Annotated in this window: 15 protein-coding genes, 1 tRNA gene and 2 pseudogenes; 6 read left to right on the top strand and 12 right to left on the bottom strand. The window is 48.5% G+C overall.

Annotation, left to right across the window (positions count from 1 at the left end; genetic code table 11):
* Positions 1-245: 245 nt before the first annotated feature.
* Positions 246-1,034: a helix-turn-helix transcriptional regulator gene (locus tag RGU75_RS18170; RefSeq protein WP_322238368.1), complete on the bottom strand. Its 789-nt coding sequence runs from the start codon at positions 1,032-1,034 to the stop codon at positions 246-248.
* On the bottom strand, positions 1,027-1,803 hold the full coding sequence (locus tag RGU75_RS18175) for a cyclase family protein (RefSeq protein ID WP_322238370.1): 777 nt from the start codon (positions 1,801-1,803) through the stop codon (positions 1,027-1,029). Before RGU75_RS18175 ends, RGU75_RS18170 begins: the two co-directional genes overlap by 8 nt.
* A gap of 249 nt (positions 1,804-2,052) precedes the next feature.
* On the opposite strand from RGU75_RS18175, the pseudogene RGU75_RS23980 reads away from it, so the two are divergent.
* Both RGU75_RS23980 and RGU75_RS18180 read left to right on the top strand, forming a co-directional pair.
* Positions 2,053-2,223 (top strand): annotated as a pseudogene (locus RGU75_RS23980) (Dyp-type peroxidase domain-containing protein); the annotation flags it as partial.
* Positions 2,224-2,257: 34 nt separating this feature from the next.
* Positions 2,258-2,884: pseudogene (locus tag RGU75_RS18180) on the top strand (Dyp-type peroxidase); the annotation flags it as partial.
* Between the two features lie 115 nt (positions 2,885-2,999).
* On the opposite strand, the gene RGU75_RS18185 reads toward RGU75_RS18180, so the two are convergent.
* The 7 genes from RGU75_RS18185 to RGU75_RS18215 all read right to left on the bottom strand — a co-directional run bounded on the left by RGU75_RS18185 (position 3,000) and on the right by RGU75_RS18215 (position 10,411).
* Entirely contained in the window at positions 3,000-3,881 is an 882-nt protein-coding gene (locus tag RGU75_RS18185) for an AraC family transcriptional regulator (protein WP_322238372.1), read from the bottom strand.
* 75 nt (positions 3,882-3,956) lie between these two features.
* Positions 3,957-4,748, bottom strand: coding sequence for an L-iditol 2-dehydrogenase (locus tag RGU75_RS18190; protein ID WP_322238374.1), 792 nt, complete (start codon positions 4,746-4,748; stop codon positions 3,957-3,959).
* On the bottom strand, positions 4,748-6,157 hold the full coding sequence (dalD, locus tag RGU75_RS18195; protein ID WP_322238375.1) for a D-arabinitol 4-dehydrogenase: 1,410 nt from the start codon (positions 6,155-6,157) through the stop codon (positions 4,748-4,750). Before dalD ends, RGU75_RS18190 begins: the two co-directional genes overlap by 1 nt.
* On the bottom strand, positions 6,141-7,178 hold the full coding sequence (locus RGU75_RS18200; RefSeq protein ID WP_322238377.1) for a sn-glycerol-3-phosphate ABC transporter ATP-binding protein UgpC: 1,038 nt from the start codon (positions 7,176-7,178) through the stop codon (positions 6,141-6,143). The genes dalD and RGU75_RS18200 overlap by 17 nt, the downstream gene beginning before the upstream one ends.
* A 79-nt stretch (positions 7,179-7,257) precedes the next feature.
* The gene (locus tag RGU75_RS18205) at positions 7,258-8,139 is read right to left on the bottom strand and encodes a carbohydrate ABC transporter permease (protein ID WP_416186881.1); all 882 of its coding nucleotides are present in this window, start codon (positions 8,137-8,139) and stop codon (positions 7,258-7,260) included.
* 3 nt (positions 8,140-8,142) lie between these two features.
* The gene (locus RGU75_RS18210) at positions 8,143-9,003 is read right to left on the bottom strand and encodes a sugar ABC transporter permease (protein ID WP_322238379.1); all 861 of its coding nucleotides are present in this window, start codon (positions 9,001-9,003) and stop codon (positions 8,143-8,145) included.
* Between the two features lie 88 nt (positions 9,004-9,091).
* Positions 9,092-10,411, bottom strand: a complete 1,320-nt coding sequence (locus RGU75_RS18215) for a sugar ABC transporter substrate-binding protein (RefSeq protein ID WP_322238380.1) — start codon at positions 10,409-10,411, stop codon at positions 9,092-9,094.
* Positions 10,412-11,038: 627 nt separating this feature from the next.
* Here RGU75_RS18215 and RGU75_RS18220 point away from each other — a divergent pair.
* Positions 11,039-11,115 (top strand) — tRNA-Pro (locus tag RGU75_RS18220).
* Positions 11,116-11,561: 446 nt separating this feature from the next.
* On the opposite strand, the gene RGU75_RS18225 is transcribed toward RGU75_RS18220, so the two are convergent.
* Both RGU75_RS18225 and RGU75_RS18230 read right to left on the bottom strand, forming a co-directional pair.
* Positions 11,562-12,917: a DEAD/DEAH box helicase gene (locus tag RGU75_RS18225; protein ID WP_322238382.1), complete on the bottom strand. Its 1,356-nt coding sequence runs from the start codon at positions 12,915-12,917 to the stop codon at positions 11,562-11,564.
* Positions 12,918-13,453: 536 nt separating this feature from the next.
* A complete protein-coding gene (locus RGU75_RS18230; protein ID WP_322238384.1) occupies positions 13,454-14,257 on the bottom strand; it encodes an inositol monophosphatase family protein in 804 nt (267 codons plus the stop codon).
* Positions 14,258-14,589: 332 nt separating this feature from the next.
* Between RGU75_RS18230 and RGU75_RS18235 the strand changes: the two genes are divergently transcribed.
* On the top strand, positions 14,590-15,369 hold the full coding sequence (locus RGU75_RS18235; protein ID WP_322238386.1) for an RNA methyltransferase: 780 nt from the start codon (positions 14,590-14,592) through the stop codon (positions 15,367-15,369).
* 219 nt (positions 15,370-15,588) lie between these two features.
* Here RGU75_RS18235 and lexA read toward each other — a convergent pair whose 3' ends face one another.
* Positions 15,589-16,263 carry a transcriptional repressor LexA gene (lexA, locus tag RGU75_RS18240; protein ID WP_322238387.1) on the bottom strand — a complete coding sequence of 225 codons (675 nt, stop codon included), beginning with the start codon at positions 16,261-16,263 and terminating at the stop codon, positions 15,589-15,591.
* A 275-nt stretch (positions 16,264-16,538) separates the two neighbouring features.
* Here lexA and rpsF point away from each other — a divergent pair, with 275 nt between their 5' ends.
* Both rpsF and priB read left to right on the top strand, forming a co-directional pair.
* Positions 16,539-16,931, top strand: a complete 393-nt coding sequence (gene rpsF / locus RGU75_RS18245) for a 30S ribosomal protein S6 (RefSeq protein ID WP_322238389.1) — start codon at positions 16,539-16,541, stop codon at positions 16,929-16,931.
* A 52-nt stretch (positions 16,932-16,983) separates the two neighbouring features.
* Positions 16,984-17,298: a primosomal replication protein N gene (gene priB / locus RGU75_RS18250; protein ID WP_322238391.1), complete on the top strand. Its 315-nt coding sequence runs from the start codon at positions 16,984-16,986 to the stop codon at positions 17,296-17,298.
* The last annotated feature ends 12 nt before the right edge of the window (positions 17,299-17,310 follow it).

Consider the following 17,310-nt stretch of genomic DNA (forward strand, 5'->3'; position numbering starts at 1 on the left):
GAGCGGTCACGATGCGCCAGAATGGTCGGTCACGATAGACCAGAATCGGTGGTCACGATCGGCCAGAATACCCACTAGGCATTCTATTTCCTATATTGGTAAATAAAGCTTGTTACTACACCAGCGCCTCAATGCTAGGCGGTGACACGCATTGTGCGAAACGCCTTTACACGGTTGCTTGGTGGACTCCGCCACGGCGAGAAGCCGTGGCAGCATAAATTGGGTAGCGCAACGCGCTCTACTTATCAGCGCAGTTTTCCCTTTCCCCCTGGGGTGGTCCCGGTGCGGCGGCGATACATCTCGATAAAAGCTGAAGTGTTCTGATAGCCAAGCGTATATGCGATCTCTTTGACCTGATTACCTGCTTCTAGCATGTTGATCGCTTTCACGAGGCGCAGCCGCTGACGCCACTCGTTATATGACATGAACAAGTGTGCATGCCACCTTCGCGACAAAGTGCGCTCCGTCGAGCTGCTCTCGTCCGCCCATTGCGCAAGGGAACGCCGATCGCCAGGATTTAATTCGAGCGTTGCTATGATCGGACTTAATAATGGATCATCGGTCGCAGGTAAATAGCTTGCGTATCGCTGGGCGGCGATCAACTGGTCTATTATCACTTGGACCATACGCAGGTCAGTCTCGGCTCGCGGATGCCCAATACCTCGCGACGTGAGGTCAGTCACCAGGGCTTTGGTCACGTCGCTCAGCGCTAATGTGCAAGGCTCGGTGGGCATGTCCACGCAACGGTCGCTTTCAATGTGGACAACTACATACTCGATGTCGAGATTGGCACGTGATGCATGAGTGACTTCAGGAGGAATCCAGATCGCGTAAGCAGGAGGTGACAAGTAGCGCTCGCCCGCAACGTCAAATTCCGCAACTCCCTTCACTGCATAGAGCAGCCGCCCCCATGAGCGACGCTGCTGGGGAAAAACTGTGCCGGCCTTGAATCGGGCGCGGCGCAGCCATACGGGAGCGGGCGGCTCGCCAAACAGATTGATGATCGGCGCCCCAGTGAGCATATCGTCATTCACTGATAATCGCGACAGGTCGCGCCCAACCAGCTGAGGCTTTTGCTACCTTGATCGGCAAAGAAATAACTTCAAAGCCATGCGGAGGCAGTTGTTCAAGATTCGCGAGCTTTTCGATCTGGCAATACGGCACGGTGCTACCGGCAAAATGTCCTTCCCAAATGATCGAGGCGTCTTGCGTTTCCTCGAAGCGTTTCTGCGTAAAGCTAAACGGCGCATCCCAGCTCCAAGCATCGGTTCCAACAACCCGGACACCTTGGCGCGTAAGGTGTAAGGTGGCGTCCCGGCCCATTCCGCAGCCTCGGTGAATGAAATCCTGTTGTCCGTATCGAATACCCGCCGCTGTATTAACAAGGACGATATCGCCAGCTTCTAACTTGTGGCCTATGCGCGTTAATTCTGCGTCGATTTCCGCAGGCGTGACCACATGACCATCTGGTAGATGCCTAAAGTCAAGCTTTACGCCAGGCCCAAAACACCATTCGAGAGGTACCTCATCAATACTCATTGCCGGGGTACCGTCGTCTTGGAGTGATCGGTAATGGATCGGCGCGTCCATGTGAGTTCCTGCATGAGTGCTCATCTGAACGAACTCGACCGCCCATCCTTCGCGGCCAGGTAGATCAGCTGGATCAAGCCCAGGGAAATAATCAGCCAACTGCCGGGCACCTTCCTTATTGTCCGTGTATTTGATGCGCGGCAAAAATTCTTCCGGATCCGATGGAATGCCCTCTTGCAGGACGACGGATAAATCGATGATTCTTCTGCTCATAATTGGGCCTTTAAAAGTAGTTGGGAGAGGCGGCGCGGGCGCCGTGTTAACTCAGTGCTTAGATCTTAGCACTTGTCTTATAGGAGTTAAATATCGATTATCAGACAATCAATATCGATATTCTGACTAGCGCATTCATCACCGACCCGTTGGGCGAGCAATTCGCTCTTATTTGACTTTTCTATGCTCGCTTCAGTCTCTTAACCGAGTATTCAAGTCTTATTTCTTTGACTTTATGGCCTAGCCAAACAACGACCGGCCGCTCTGGGCGTTTTGCCACGTTTTATGAGGGATCAATTGATTGCTGAGCGCACTGGCGGTGATATTTCGATACAGGCGTGTTCAGACGATCCACAGGTGGCAGAACATGCTATTCGTCGCTTGGTTGGATTGGCTTGTGGTATGGTAAAAATTCGTTGAGCCCAAACGGTTTTCGTCAGGGGTTCAATCTGGTGAAACGCCACGCGATCAAATGGACTTTAAAGACGGAACCATGAAAATCCGGCCTAATAATGGCGCGGCTATGAAGCAATTCGTGTGGGTCGGTGACGAAGGTCCAAGTTGGATGCGGGACGAAACGTATATGGTCATTCGTTCGACCCGTATCGCGCTGGAGCATTGGGATCGGATGGAGTTAGGATGTCAGGAGGAAACGGGCGGACGTCATAAATACTCGGGTGCACCGATTGGTAAACAACACGAATTCGATCCAATGGATTTCGATGTCAACGACAATGATGGTAATCCGGTCAGTGCAGAAAGTGCACATGCACGTCTGGCCGCTCCCGCAAATAACGGCGGTGCAGAGATTCTTCGAAGGGCTTACGCTCACGACAATGGTGTAGCCAGTATCGCCGAGCCCTGGCCGCCTTGGCGTCAAGCGATGACTTTTGATGCGGGCCTATTATTCCAGTGCTATCAAAGAGATCCAAGGACGGGCTTCACAAAGATATTTGAAAAAAAGGCTAAACTCGATATGCTGAATCAATTTACGACACATATCGGAGGTGGTTTATTTGCTTGTCCTCCTAGTGCTGAGCAAGGTGAATATATTGAACAGCGGCTGTTTGAGCAGGTTTAAAAAGCCTTGAGTGACACTGCCAGGTTGTTGCGAATGTTTTATCTCTCTGTACTTACTTGGCGGCTTCAGTGGATGGTGGTCTGCGCACCGCCGAACGCAGCCTTCCGCGGCGCCGTTAGGTACCGAATCGGCCTTCAGATTGCGCCCTAAATTCCTTGGGCGTGATGCCTTTCATCTCCAGGAATCGACGATTAAAGTTTGCAACATTGTTGAACCCGACTTCGTAGCAAATATTGGTCACATATTGTTCCGAATTCATCAGTAACTGACAGGCTTTATTAATGCGAATTTGATTAACAAAGTCAGTGAAACTGTTTCCTGTAGCCTTCCGAAAAAATCGCGAAAACTTGGCGGGGGACATATTTAATCTGGTCGCCAAAAAATCGGCTGAAATCGGCGTCCGATAGTTTTCCGTAATGTAATTAAATACGGTATTGATTTGTGCCATCGAAGCATCGTCATCGAATGACTGCATCTGAGCACTGGACAATAGACGGTAGGAGTTGCTTCTGGCTAAAATGCCAAGCAAATTTAGAAATTCTGCAAACCGATTGACATTCTTCGCTTCTCGTATTCGGTAAAATACCGGTTCTACCTGCTCGCTCATGTTAAGGAATTCAATGCCGTACTTGGCACGTTCCAGCAAGGGCATTATTTCCCGTAATTCAGGGATGTACTTAGCTGCCAGTTCCAGCGGTGTATGACCGAATTGGATCGCCATGTCACGAGAGGGAATGCCCTCTGCGGGAATGTTGGAAGAAATCCAGTTGTGGGGTAACCTTGGGCCGGTTAGTACCAGATTACCCGGCGCGAAGTCTCCAATATAGTCACCGACAAATAGCTTCCCACTACTTTTAATAATGAAATGAAGTTCGTATACATCGTGGTAGTGCCAGCGAATAAGCGGGTCAGGAACGCCATGCTCCAAAAAACGTAAAAACTCACTGAATTCGTGATATTCGAGTTCCGGGTTACGGGAGGGGAGTTTGGTGTTCAATGCTGTCTCCTTTAGAGCTATTTTAGTTCTGTTTTGCTTTGCATGCATACTCTTGTATGCATGCTTTTACGATGTTTAACTCATGACATTACCACCATCTACGTTCAGCGTCTGGGCGGTAATATAGGCCGATTCTGCGCTAGCAAGGAAAATGGCGGCACCCGCAACTTCTCCCGGATGTCCCATACGACCAAGAGGAACTGCCTGTCCTACGGCTATTTTCTTTTCTCCCAACTTGAGGCCTTCATATCGGGCGAATAAAGCATCAACATGACCCCACATTGGCGTGTCTACAACACCCGGTGATATAGCATTCACGCGGATGCCGAAAGGGGCCATCGCCAGTGCGGCAGATTGGGTATAGCTGATGACCGCCGCTTTCGTCGCGCAATAATGTGATACCAACGCCTCGCCGCGGCGTCCCGCCTGCGACGCCATATTGATAACCGTTCCCTGCGTGCCAAAGCTGACCATTTGCGCTAGAATCTTTTGCATGGAGAAGAACATGCCTTTGACATTAACATCAAACAAACGCTGATACATCGCCTCATCCGAGTCAAGCAACGGCGCCATATCAAACACACCGGCATTATTGAAAAATGTATCCACTGGTCCGAACGTCTGACTGGCACGGTCAATCATTAATGCGACAGAAGTGGACTGTGTGACGTCGGTGGATACATAGATCAACCGATCTGAATGCGATGCCATCAATAACGCTAACTCAGCGGATGGTTCGGCAGGTAAATCTGCCACAGTGCAAAGCGCTCCTTCCTGCAAATAAGCAGCCGCTACTGCAAGTCCAATGCCACCATTTGCGCCAGTGAGTATGGCGTGTTTTTTGTGAAGACGATCAAGGCTTGTCATTATAGATTTCCTTTTATTGAAAGATACGCACGGCGAACGGTTGCTTCAAGCGTCGGGTCTCCTGCGATCGGCCCCCAGAGAAGGGCGTTGCTACAAAATGCCTGCACACAATCCGTTGCATTAAGAATGTTGGTAACAATCGCTTCACCCATGGCCTGATCTTTATAAGGAAACGCAACTCTCCCTTCAGCCCTCTGTTGGAGAAAAATCAAAAAAAGTGCCGGCAGCGTGGCAGTACTGTCAAACGGTTGGTTTTGCGCCAGGCGTTCAGCGATGGTTGGCGCAATAAAACCCGGTATTTTGGCAAAACCATCTGCGGCAACCCGTTCGATCGTATCGTTGATATGAGGATTGCTAAAGCGGTCTAACACTGTATCTCGATACAGGGCCAGATCAATGATACTGGGTGACAAACAAGGAATGACGTCGTTGGTGACATAATCAAAGGCCATCTGCGCGATGGTTTTGTCAGCTAATGCGGCATGAATAGTATCGAATCCTTTCAGCGCACCTGCCCACGCGATACAACTATGGCTAGCGTTCAGAATACGAATTTTTGCTTCTTCATACGGCAAGACTGAAGACACCATTTCTACGCCGACTTTTTCCCATGGCGGCCGACCATTACAGAAATGATCTTCAACGACCCATTGACAGAAATCTTCAGCCATCACAGCACATTGGTCAGGGAAGCCTGTTGCCGCTTTTACGCGACCCTTTGTTTCAACCGGTGGCTTTGGCGTAATGCGATCAACCATGCCATTCGGGCATGTCGTATTGTCTTGAGCCCAATTGCGTAATTCAGATTCGCCGCGACGTTCCAGAAAATCAAACAGGCCGGTTCTGAAATGGTCACCATTGCTGCGAATATTATCGCAACAAAGTAAAGTAATCGGCCCCGCATCTTCCTCTCGCCGGGCGCGCAATATGCTGCATATCGCACCATAAATTGTCAGTTGCGTGCCTTGCTCAAGATCCGAACGTAAATCTGCATAGGATAGATCTAACTGTTGGTGTTGATTCAGGTAATAACCAGCTTCAGTCACGGTGAAGGAAATAATTCTGGTGTCTGGATGGCGGCCCATTGTGACCACGGCATGCAAATCAGGCGTCCATGGCAAAATATCACTGATAGAACGTATGCGCTCGTAGGAAAATATGCCCGCAGGAGTGACTGTTTCCAGCGTGTATTCGCCACCTTGTGAATGTAGATCGCTCAGCAACTGGACCATATCGGGCCGAATATTGCCTGCCGCAAGCGTCCATTTTGTTTCGCCGCTATCGATCAGGCGGTTCAGATACCACGCTTGATGCGCGCGATGGAATGCGCCGACACCAAGATGCAAAATGCGCTTGATAGATGCAGGATTTGTATGTGACATAAGAGAGTGGTTAGCGAGCGGTTGCATGTACTTTTCCTGCGCGATCAAAGATGTGCATATGTTGTTGATCCAAGAGCAGGCTGACATGATCGCCTGCGCTAAGGGATGAGCGCTCATTGCGCCTTGCGACAATCTGCAAGCCGTTTTCCATCGTCGAATAGATCAGCGTTTCAGCACCGAGTGCTTCGACGACGTCCACCGTGGCCGAATAGCCTTCGCCCGATACGGTACTCAGTTCAACATACTCGGGGCGGATGCCGACGAATCCGCCTTCTGGCAACGATTGACCAACTTTCGGCGGGTGTGGAAGACCCGAAAGCGGCAACACGTTCATGCTCGGCGTACCAATGAACTGTGCAACGAATTGATTGGCGGGACGGTCGTACAACTCCAATGGTGAGCCAACCTGTTCAATCAACCCGTCGCGTAAAACGACTACGCGGTCAGCTAGCGTCATGGCTTCGACCTGATCATGGGTAACGTAAATCGTGGTGGCGCCCAACTCTCTATGAAGGCGGGCAATTTCGATACGGGTTTGTCCACGTAAAGCAGCGTCGAGATTTGATAACGGTTCGTCGAATAAAAATACCTTTGGCGCACGTACGATTGCACGGCCGATAGCGACCCTTTGCCGTTGTCCGCCGGATAGTGCCTTCGGTGTGCGTTCCAGATACTCGGTCAGGTTGAGGATGCTGGCGGCCTTGTTGACCTTCTCACGGATGATCGCTTTGTCGACGCCAGCCAGTTTCAATGCAAACGACATGTTCTCGAAAACGGTCATATGCGGATACAAAGCATAGGATTGGAACACCATCGCCAAATCGCGTTTGGAAGAGGGTAAATGGGTGATGTCCTTTCCATCAAGTGTCAGGTTGCCGCCATTCACCGGCTCCAGACCCGCAATCAATCGGAGTAAGGTCGATTTTCCGCAGCCGGATGGGCCAACAAAAACGACAAATTCACCTTTTTGAATCTCTAGATTGATTCCTTTGATGGCGTGATGTGCATCAAAATATTTATCGAGATTGTTTAATGTCAGGAAAGCCATGATGGTGTGTCCTTAGAATTTTTTAATAGATTTGCTTTAAATCCATCTGCAACCAACACAATGTGTTGATTACGCCAGCTTATTTAACAGCGCCAAAGGTCAGGCCTTGCACCAATTGCTTCTGGCAGAACCAGCCAAATACGATGATTGGCCCGATGGCCATCAACGACGCAGCGGAAAGCTTTGACCAGAATAATCCCTCCGGACTGGAATAGGAGGCAATCAGCGAAGCGAGCGTTCCGGCATTGGCAGCGCCAAGATTAAGCGACCAGAACGATTCGTTCCATGACAATACAAGGCACAATAAAGCTGTCGAGGCCAGGCCGCCGAGAGCCAGCGGCAAGACGACATAGCGAAACTCCTTGAATATGCTGGCGCCATCCATGCGTGCCGCTTCTAAAATTTCACGTGGGATTTCTTTGAAATAGGAATACAACATCCAGACCATGATCGGCAGATTTGATAGTGTAAAAATAATGGTTAATCCCCAACGGGTATCTAGTAATCCAAATTTTTGGTACAGAACATAGATCGGCACCAATACACCGACCGCTGGCAACATCTTGGTGGAAAGCATCCAGACCAAAATATCTTTGGAGCGCTTGGTCGGTGAGAACGCCATCGAATAGGCAGCTGGTGCGGCAATTAGCAGACCAAGAAGCGTTGATCCCACGCTGGTGATGATCGAATTCATTGCGTATAGCAAGTAGTTACTACGCGCCTGAACTTCAATAAAATTTGCTAACGTTGGTGAGAAGAAGAGCTCGGCTGGAACCGCAATCGCTTGCAGTTCCGTTTTGAACGCCGTTAATCCTAACCAAAAAATCGGAAAAAAAAGCAGCAGGGCGAGTAACCATGCCATGGCAGTACGGCCGACAAGGGCCACTTTATATGCGCTGGTATACGTTACTGCTGGTGCTGCAATAAGGGGTTTCGCTTTGGTCATTGTTTGCATGGCCAGCTCCTATTTATCTAAGTTCTTGCCGATCAGGCGAATGAAGAAAATGGCTGCGATATTTGCTAGCAATACGGCAAACAAGCCACCAGCAGAAGCCACACCGACATCAAAACTAGCGAGTGCCTGTCTGAATATCAAGAAAGCGACGTTGGTCGTCTCGAAGCCTGGACCGCCGCCGGTGGTCGTAAATATTTCTGCAAAAATGGACAGCAAGAAAATCATCTCAATCATGATCACGACCGCAATTGAACGTCCCAAATGAGGAATGTAAAGGTAACGTAATTGTTGTAAATAATTAGCGCCGTCCATCCGCGCCGCCTCTAACTGTTCTCGATCCATCGATTGCAAAGCTGTGATGAAGATCAGGCAAGCAAAAGGCAGCCATTGCCAGGCAATCATGAGAATGATGGAAAAAAGGGGATATTCCGATAGCCAGTCAATTGGAACAAAGCCGAAAAAATGGCTGATCTGTGCAAACAATCCATAAATCGGATTCATCATCATGTTCTTCCACATCAGCGCATTGACTGCCGGCATGACGAAGAACGGCGAAATAAGTAACACGCGAACAAATGCTCTGCCCGGAAAGGGCTCATTGATCAGCAACGCTAACGCGATGCCAATCACGACCGTGATGCCCATCACCGAGAATAGAAGAGTCAGGGTGTTTTTTACCGCCGGAATAAATGCATCGTCGGTAAAAAAGTAATGGTAATTGTCGAGTCCGGCAAACGGGTGTACACCCGGCTCGAGCAAGTTATAACGCAATAGTGAGAAATAGATCGTCATCGCGAGAGGGACGATCATCCAGACGAACAGAGTCGTCATCGCAGGCGTGAGCAGAAGCCGCGCTGTGAGTCGTTTCATGGTGTACTCGCACGTAAAGTCGGAGGCGGCCCGCAATCCATGGCCAGCCGCCTGCGGTCAATCGGAATAATCCTTCAGTGTTGGAGGATTATTTGTAATAGCCGCTCTTACGCATTTCGCGATCGGCTGCTTGTTGCGAAATTTCCAGCGCTTTGTCGACCGATTCTTTGCCCAGCAAGGCTGCGCTCAGTTGTTGCCCGGCCATGGCACCAATCGACTGGAACTCAGGGATAGCCGCAAACTGCACGCCGACATAAGGCGACTGTGGCAAGGTGCTGTGGTTTGGATCGGCTGAGTAGATCGCTTTCTGTTCCGCTGCTGCAAATTTAGCGACTTTTTGGAATTCAGGATTGGCGTAAGTGGATTTGCGGGTGCCAGTCGGAACGTTACTCCAACCGGTTTCTTTGGCCACCAAAGCAATATATTCCTTCGACGTTGCCCATCGGATAAATTTCTGCGCAGCATCGACGTGTTTGGAGCTCTTTGGTATAGCCAAAGACCATGCCCACAGCCAGTTTGCACCTTTGTCAGTCACTGCGACCGGGGATTGAGCAAAGGCCACTTTGTCAGCGACCTTGCTTTGTTTTGGATCGGTAATGAATGAGGCCGCAATCGTGGCGTCGATCCAGATTCCGCATTTACCTTGATTGAATAGGGCTAAAATTTCGTTAAAGCTGTTGGAAGATGAGCCTGGAGGTCCATAGTTTTTTAGCAGATCAACGTATAGGGTAACGGCTTTTTTCCACGGTTCGCTGGTGAATTGCGGCTTCCACTTCATGTCAAACAATTGTCCGCCAAACGAGTTCGCCATGGTCGTCATAAAGGCCATGTTATCGCCCCAGCCAGGTTTGCCACGTAAACAAATACCGTACACGCCATTGGCAGGATCATTGATTTTAGCGGCTACCTCACGAATGTGATCCCACGTCGGACGGTCTTCAATGGTCATTCCTGCCTTTTTGACCAGATCGGAACGATACATAATCATGGAACTTTCACCATAGAATGGCGCGGCATATAGCTTGCCGCCGACTGATAAACCTGTGCGGATTGAGGGTAAAAGATCGTCGACGTCGTAGCCAGCGTCTGGTTTCAACTCAACGAGCCAGTCTTTTTTACCCCAAATCGGTGCCTCATACATCCCGATCGTCATCACATCGAACTGGCCGCTGCCTGTGGCGATATCGGTCGTGACACGTTGGCGCAAAACGGCCTCTTCTAACGTGACCCACTTTAATTTGATATCAGGATTGGCTTGCTCGAAGAATTTCCCTAGTTTGGCCATCTCGATCATATGACCATTATTGACCGTAGCAACCACCAGATCGACGGCAGACGCATTAATAGTGGCTGTTGCAGTTGCTGCGAATAGGCTGACGCACAACGCGCTTCTAGCGATGAATTTCATACTTGTCTCCGTTTTGATTTATTTTTGGGTACTGGGATGATATTAGCACTCAGTTCTGATACGCCTTGATACTATAAGGTCAAAGCCCGATACTTTTTTGCGAGTATTAATATCGGAAGAACATAATTAGCAGCATTAGTTGTGATGTTTTTAACAGCTTTGGCTGAATCGGATGCGCTTTTGAATAACAGCCGAAGTCGCTGTGTCTATGAAGCTCTGAGGACGGAGGAAGTAATTTTTATTATTGACTGTCGATTGTTATCAATCGTATCGTTTGGTCGGGTTTTCGTTTCTGGTGACGAGCACTAGCCCTCAACCAAGTAGATGCAAACGATGCATTGATTAAATCACGTAGCGTCGTCATTTTAAAGATCCGTGAAAAAGAGCGACCGTTTTGTTGTCACTTACAATTAATGTTAAAAATTGTTTTAAATAATCTCTCGTAACACCGGTTTGTGGAGACATTATTTGCAGAATAAAGTATCGATTAAAGCCGGGCTTCTTTTCATGATTTTGTCGAACTGCGCATTGAGATTTGGTATCCAAATTTGATGCCAAAAATAAATATCACATAATTGTAAAATTGTTTTGCGCTGCGACATAGTTTGCGTGTACTATGCGTGTCTTCGGAGTGTAGCGCAGCCCGGTAGCGCACCTGGTTTGGGACCAGGGGGTCCAAGGTTCGAATCCTTGTACTCCGACCATATTGAATAAAAAAGGCCTGTCTTTGACAGGCCTTTTTTATTTTTTGGACAGTACGTAAAAATCAGAGATTGACCGTTGCTGAGCGTTTGAAGCGCCTTAATCTCGTCCGCGTTTCCTTCAAAGTCACCCACTCGTTTCATTCAAATTGCCAGCCATCATACGATTAGATTAGCTGTCCTCAAATTACGCCTATGTAAAAAAATGCTTGAGTATGCTGAATCGTTGGGCGTCGTCAATTACACTATAAATTTGAGATTGCATCCGCGGCATTTAGCGCAGGCGATTGAGTATCGCAATGTCTTTTAAATTGAAGAAAGTCACATTAACAAATATAAGACAGAGAAATGGCACAGCGCTTTTTGGTAATTTAATATACAAATGGCCGCGTCATTTTCGTAGGAAAAATGACGCGGCCATTGTGACAGCCACAGAATATAAAGACTACTTAGCGACCACGGCCACCTGAGCGATGCGGTGCTGCAGGGCGAGCTTGCGAATTGGCATTGCTGCTTCTGGCCGGACCCGTGTTTGGTTTTGCGCCAGAGGCGGGTGCTTTGCCAGCTGTGCGTTGACCTTGTGTGCGTCCGCCACCGCCACGATTGCCGTTGCCTGCGCCACCGCCACCACTACGCAATTGAATCGGCTGTGCGCGTGCATGTGGATCTGGTTCAAAACCGGCAATAATTTCTTTTGGCAATTCGCGTTTGATCAGCTTTTCAATGTCTTTCAACATTTGATGTTCATCCACGCATACCAATGATACGGCTTCGCCAGTGGCGCCAGCACGACCGGTGCGACCGATGCGATGGACGTAATCTTCGGGAACATTTGGTAGATCATAATTAACCACGTGCGGCAGTTGATCGATATCAATTCCACGTGCTGCAATGTCGGTAGCGACCAACACCTGCAAACTACCGTCTTTAAATTCGGCGAGTGCTTTGGTGCGTGCAGATTGGCTTTTGTTGCCATGAATTGCCATACCGCTGATGCCGTCTTTACCAAGTTGCTCGACCAGTTTGTTTGCGCCATGTTTAGTGCGGGTAAACACTAGCACTTGGCGCCAAGAATGAGCCTTAATCAGATGTGCTAGTAACGGATGTTTTTTATCGCGATCAACTGGATGTATTTTTTGCTGGATGACCTCGACAGTGGAGTTGCGGCGGGCAACTTCAATCATCGCTGGTGAGTTCAACAAGTTATCAGCCAATATCTTGATGTCGTCCGAGAAGGTCGCGGAGAACAATAAGTTTTGACGTTTCTTCGGTAGCACGGCAAGAATTTTTTTAATGTCGCGGATGAAACCCATATCGAGCATACGATCGGCTTCGTCCAAGATCAAAATTTCAACATGCGTCAGATTAACCGTACCTTGTTGCATGTGGTCGAGTAGTCGGCCTGGTGTGCACACCAGGATATCAACGCCATGTTTCAAAATTTTGATTTGCGGATTAATGCCAACACCGCCAAAAATAACCGCTGAAGTTAACGGCAAATATTTACCGTATAAACGAACGCTTTCTTCGACTTGTGCCGCGAGTTCGCGAGTCGGCGTCAAAATCAGTGCGCGAATTGGACGATGGGAACCAGTCGGGTTTGTTGGCGAAGTAGCCAGGCGGTGCAGGACGGGCAAGGTGAAGCCAGCGGTTTTTCCGGTGCCGGTTTGGGCGCCCGCAAGCAAATCTCCGCCAGCTAGCACGGCAGGAATTGCTTGCGCTTGAATTGGAGTAGGCGTTGTGTAGCCGTGCTCGGTAACAGCGCGAACGATGGCATCGGACAAGCCGAGTTCAGAAAATAACATGGAAGCTCAATAGAAGAATATCGGCCTGTCGCCGCTCGGGCGCCAGTCGCAGGCAAACGGGATTAATGAATTCAGGAACTAGCAAGCAATTGTTGAGACAGCTAAAAAGCCCTCTGAACTAAACTTTTCTCGCTCCCTTACGGCGACACTTGACTGGTGAATGGCCGCATAAGGCAGAAGTATAACAGCGAACAACAACAAACCGCGCGTTTGCGCGGCATCGTTCGAAATTTTTGGATTTCTCTCTCAGTCATTAAAAGTGTAGCGAAATTTTTATCGTTAGTGTTTTTCAATAGTGATTGAATTGCCATCGACCTTCATCGCATCGCACGGTGATTGGCAGCTAAATATCACAAAACATTTGGCGCTTTTGATGTGAAAACGGCATCATATAAAAACATATGATGCCGTCAGAGGCGTCGATCATTTGAGTCGATCAGTTGGTTCAAATCACGCCACTTTAGTGATATCCCTGAACCTATTCCCTTGTGACATTCTGGCCTCATCTTTAGGATAGGATGCCATTCAGTTTTTTTCTACTTTTTTGCGTATGGCGATAATAAACTAACCAATTGTGCGAATATTTTAGGGTTGCCAGCCAATACGTCGCCTTTGTAGAGGTAATCAGAATCCCCAACAAAGTTACCGACGATACCGCCAGATTCCGTAATCAGCAAAGTACCAGCCGCGATGTCCCACGGTTTTAAACCTTTTTCAAAAAAACCATCCAGGCGACCCGCTGCAACGTATGCCAGATCGAGCGCAGCCGAGCCGGGGCGGCGCAGACCAGCGCAGTTTTGTGTCATTACGCGGAACATTTTCATGTACTCGTCCATGACCGGCCCTTCGGTCTCGCGGAAAGGAAAGCCGGTTCCAATCAAGCCATCTGCAATGCGAGTGCGTTTGCTGACACGGATACGTTTTTCATTTAAGTAAGCGCCAGCGCCCTTGCTAGCGGTAAATAAATCATTACGAGTTGGGTCATAGATGACGGCTTGGGTAATTTGTCCACGATGCTGTAACGCAATCGACACGCAGTATTGTGGAAAGCCATGGATGAAGTTGGTAGTGCCATCGATTGGATCGATAATCCAGACGTTTTCGTTTTCGTCATGTAGATTGTCGGACGCACCGGACTCTTCGGCCAATATGGCGTGGTCTGGATAGGCGTTCTTCAAAATGTCAATAATTGCCGCTTCGGCATTTTTATCAACTTCAGTGACAAAATCGTTATGTGCTTTTTTTTCTACCTGAAGCAGGTCGAGATCGAAGGAGGCGCGCGAAATGACTGCGGCACCACGACGGGCGGCCTTGATGGCCGTATTGAGCATAGGATGCATATCTGGATTCGGTTCCGTTAAAATGGCGGCACTGTGCCTAATGGGAACAGAACCAACCTATATTATTAATAATGAGCGATGCAGGCCGTCTTGACGGTAACAAGGGCCTGACGGGCTATGCGGAATCGGCTGAAAAATGATCTGGTCAGGTCATGTTTCATCAGTTTCTCGACCAATAGCTGGCTATCGGTGCTGCGAATCTGGCAAAATCTGTCCTCGTTCAGTGCATTTTTCACTTTGATCCGGTCAGACCGACAGGCTCCCGGCTAATACTCCAAGACACTAAACATCAGCGTTTCCTGAAAATTAACCTGCGAATGACGCTATTTTAAATGAACCTGACAAAAACCAACACGTCTCTTTTCAATCGCCTACGCTTTGTACTGGTTGATACCAGTAGTCCCGGCAATGTTGGCGCAGCTGCACGTGCTATTAAAACAATGGGATTTTCCGAGCTGGTCCTGGTGAATCCCCGCTATCCGGACGTTTTACAGCGTGATGAGGCAATTGCATTAGCAAGCGGTGCGCAAGATATTCTATCGTCAGCCAGAATCGTCGAGACTGTCGAACAGGCCTTGATCGGGTGCAATTATGCAGCTGCGCTAAGTGCGCGCCTCCGCGAGTTTTCTCCACCTGTGATGGCACCAAGAGCGGTGGCGGAGCAACTAGCGACAGATAAAACCCTGACTGGGGCAATATTATTTGGAAGCGAGCGCTATGGTTTGCCGAATGAAATCGTCGAGAAATGTAATGTATTAATTAACATTCCGGCGAATCCCGATTATTCCTCCTTAAATTTATCGCAAGCGGTGCAAGTATTAGCTTATGAGTTTCGGGTCGCGGCTAGCGCTGAACAACCGCCTGGCGAGAGTGAGTCAAGTGACGAGATCGGATTTCACGGCGATACCGCTAATCTGATTGAGATTGAAGGTATGTTTGCCCATTTGGAAAAAGCACTGATTGAAATCGATTTTCTCGATCCGGCACATCCGAAAAAATTGATGCCACGCCTGAAGCGTTTGTTTGCACGCGCAGGGTTGGAAACTGAAGAGGTGAATATTTTGCGCGGTATCGCTAATCAGATTTTGACTAAGCGGCGGCGTCTTGATTGATGGAGAAATTTTTTCCGGGTGTTAAAAATTATTGCTTCAAAAGTAATTAAGGAATTTTTGAGTAGTTTTGATTAACGCTAAGAGATGCCGCTTTTCATCCTGAGAGGGGCTTTCAAATGCGCTATTTAGGTTAATTAGCTTACGTCTTCATTAAAAAGTGCGCCTTGATACGCTTGCAATTATCAGCTCTGATCGAGCCGATAATTGCATTTTTAAGGATTAGCCCCAGTTCCGCATTAATCCCACCACTAAGCCTTCTAACGCAAAGTCATCTTGATCTTCGCTGACAATGATCGGTTCAAATTCTGGATTTTCTGGTAGTAGTTGTATCGAAGAGCCAGTTTTTTTGTATCGCTTGACGGTGACGTCATCGCCCAGTCGTGCTACGACTATTTGACCGTTTCTCGCTGATTCCGTTTTTTTGACAGCTAGTAGATCCCCATCAAGAATACCGGCATCACGCATAGACATGCCGCGTACCTTCAGCAAGTAATCCGGTTTATCGCTAAAAAAGGTAGGATCAATGTTGTATCGTGCCTGAACGTGTTCCTGTGCCAGGATTGGTGATCCGGCAGCCACGCGTCCCACCAATGGAAGATTGAGTTGCATTAATGCAGGATGGGGTAAGGTAAATTGCTGCCCGATGTCATCATTATTGCGCTTACTAGTCGGGCTAGGGCCTTTTGCAAGAAGCCGTATTCCGCGAGACGTCCCCGGCGAAATTTCGATGGCGCCTTTGCGTGCAAGCGCCTGCAAATGCTCTTCAGCTGCATTGGCTGAGCGAAATCCTAACTCGGATGCGATTTCAGCGCGAGTCGGAGGGAAACCCGTGTTCTCAATAGCATCCCTGATGAGATCAAGTATTTGTTGTTGGCGTGCAGTTAATTTGATCATATTGATAGCGGTTGTCGAATAAGGGCTGGTGCGAGAATATGGCGTTCATGCTGCGATTTATGCCACCGGCGAACTGTGTATATAAACAGTCTGTATTTTTGTACAGTATTCAGTTGAATGCAAGTAAATTTGACAATCTATTTGTCTGTATGACGATCATGTGTATTGAGCATTGAGTTTTGAAGGATTTCACTGTATAGTTATCGACTTTCCTCTTCCCACACTCGTCTTGACGCCGGGGTGGGCTATTTTCAACAGTCCAAAAAGGAGCTTACATGCGTCATTATGAAATCGTGTTTATCGTCCATCCGGATCAAAGCGAGCAAGTGCCTGCAATGATCGAACGCTATAAGGGTATTGTCACTACACGTGGCGGTATCGTTCATCGCGTTGAAGATTGGGGTCGCCGTCAATTGGCTTACCTGATCCAAAAATTGGCAAAAGCACACTATGTTTGCTTGAACATCGAATGCGACAGCGAAACACTGACCGAAATCGAAACTGGCTTTAAGTTCAATGATGCTGTTTTGCGTCACCTGACGGTCAAGCTGAAAAAAGCTGAAACTGGCCCATCGCCAATGATGAAGGCTGTGCAAAAGGAAGATGCTGCTAAAAGCCATCGTACTGAAGCACCAGCTGCGCCAGCATCAGCCCCGGCAGCCGCCTAATTTTGCCGATTAACTTGCATTCATTGCGTCACCATTTTCCAAATAGACCGGAGTGAATCAACTCAACAACGCGCTTCAATTGGTTGCCGAAATCGCAGAGCGCGAAGTATTGCGTTATACGCCAGCGGGTATCCCGATCGTTTCAGCAATATTGCTGAGTCGTTCGTCACCACATGAAGCGGGTATCCAACGTCAGGTTGAGTTCGAAATTGCCGCTCTTGCCATAGGCGAGATATCGGGGCGATTCAATCAGACGGTATTGGGTGGTCAGTACTGGTTCACAGGATTTTTGGCACGCAAGAGTCGCAACGGTAAAAGTCTGGTATTTCACATCACTGAATTTGCTGCAGCTGAAACTGCGGCCTAATTATTTATACAG

The sequence above is a fragment of the Glaciimonas sp. CA11.2 genome (genome assembly GCF_034314045.1).
Lineage (GTDB): Bacteria > Pseudomonadota > Gammaproteobacteria > Burkholderiales > Burkholderiaceae_D > Glaciimonas.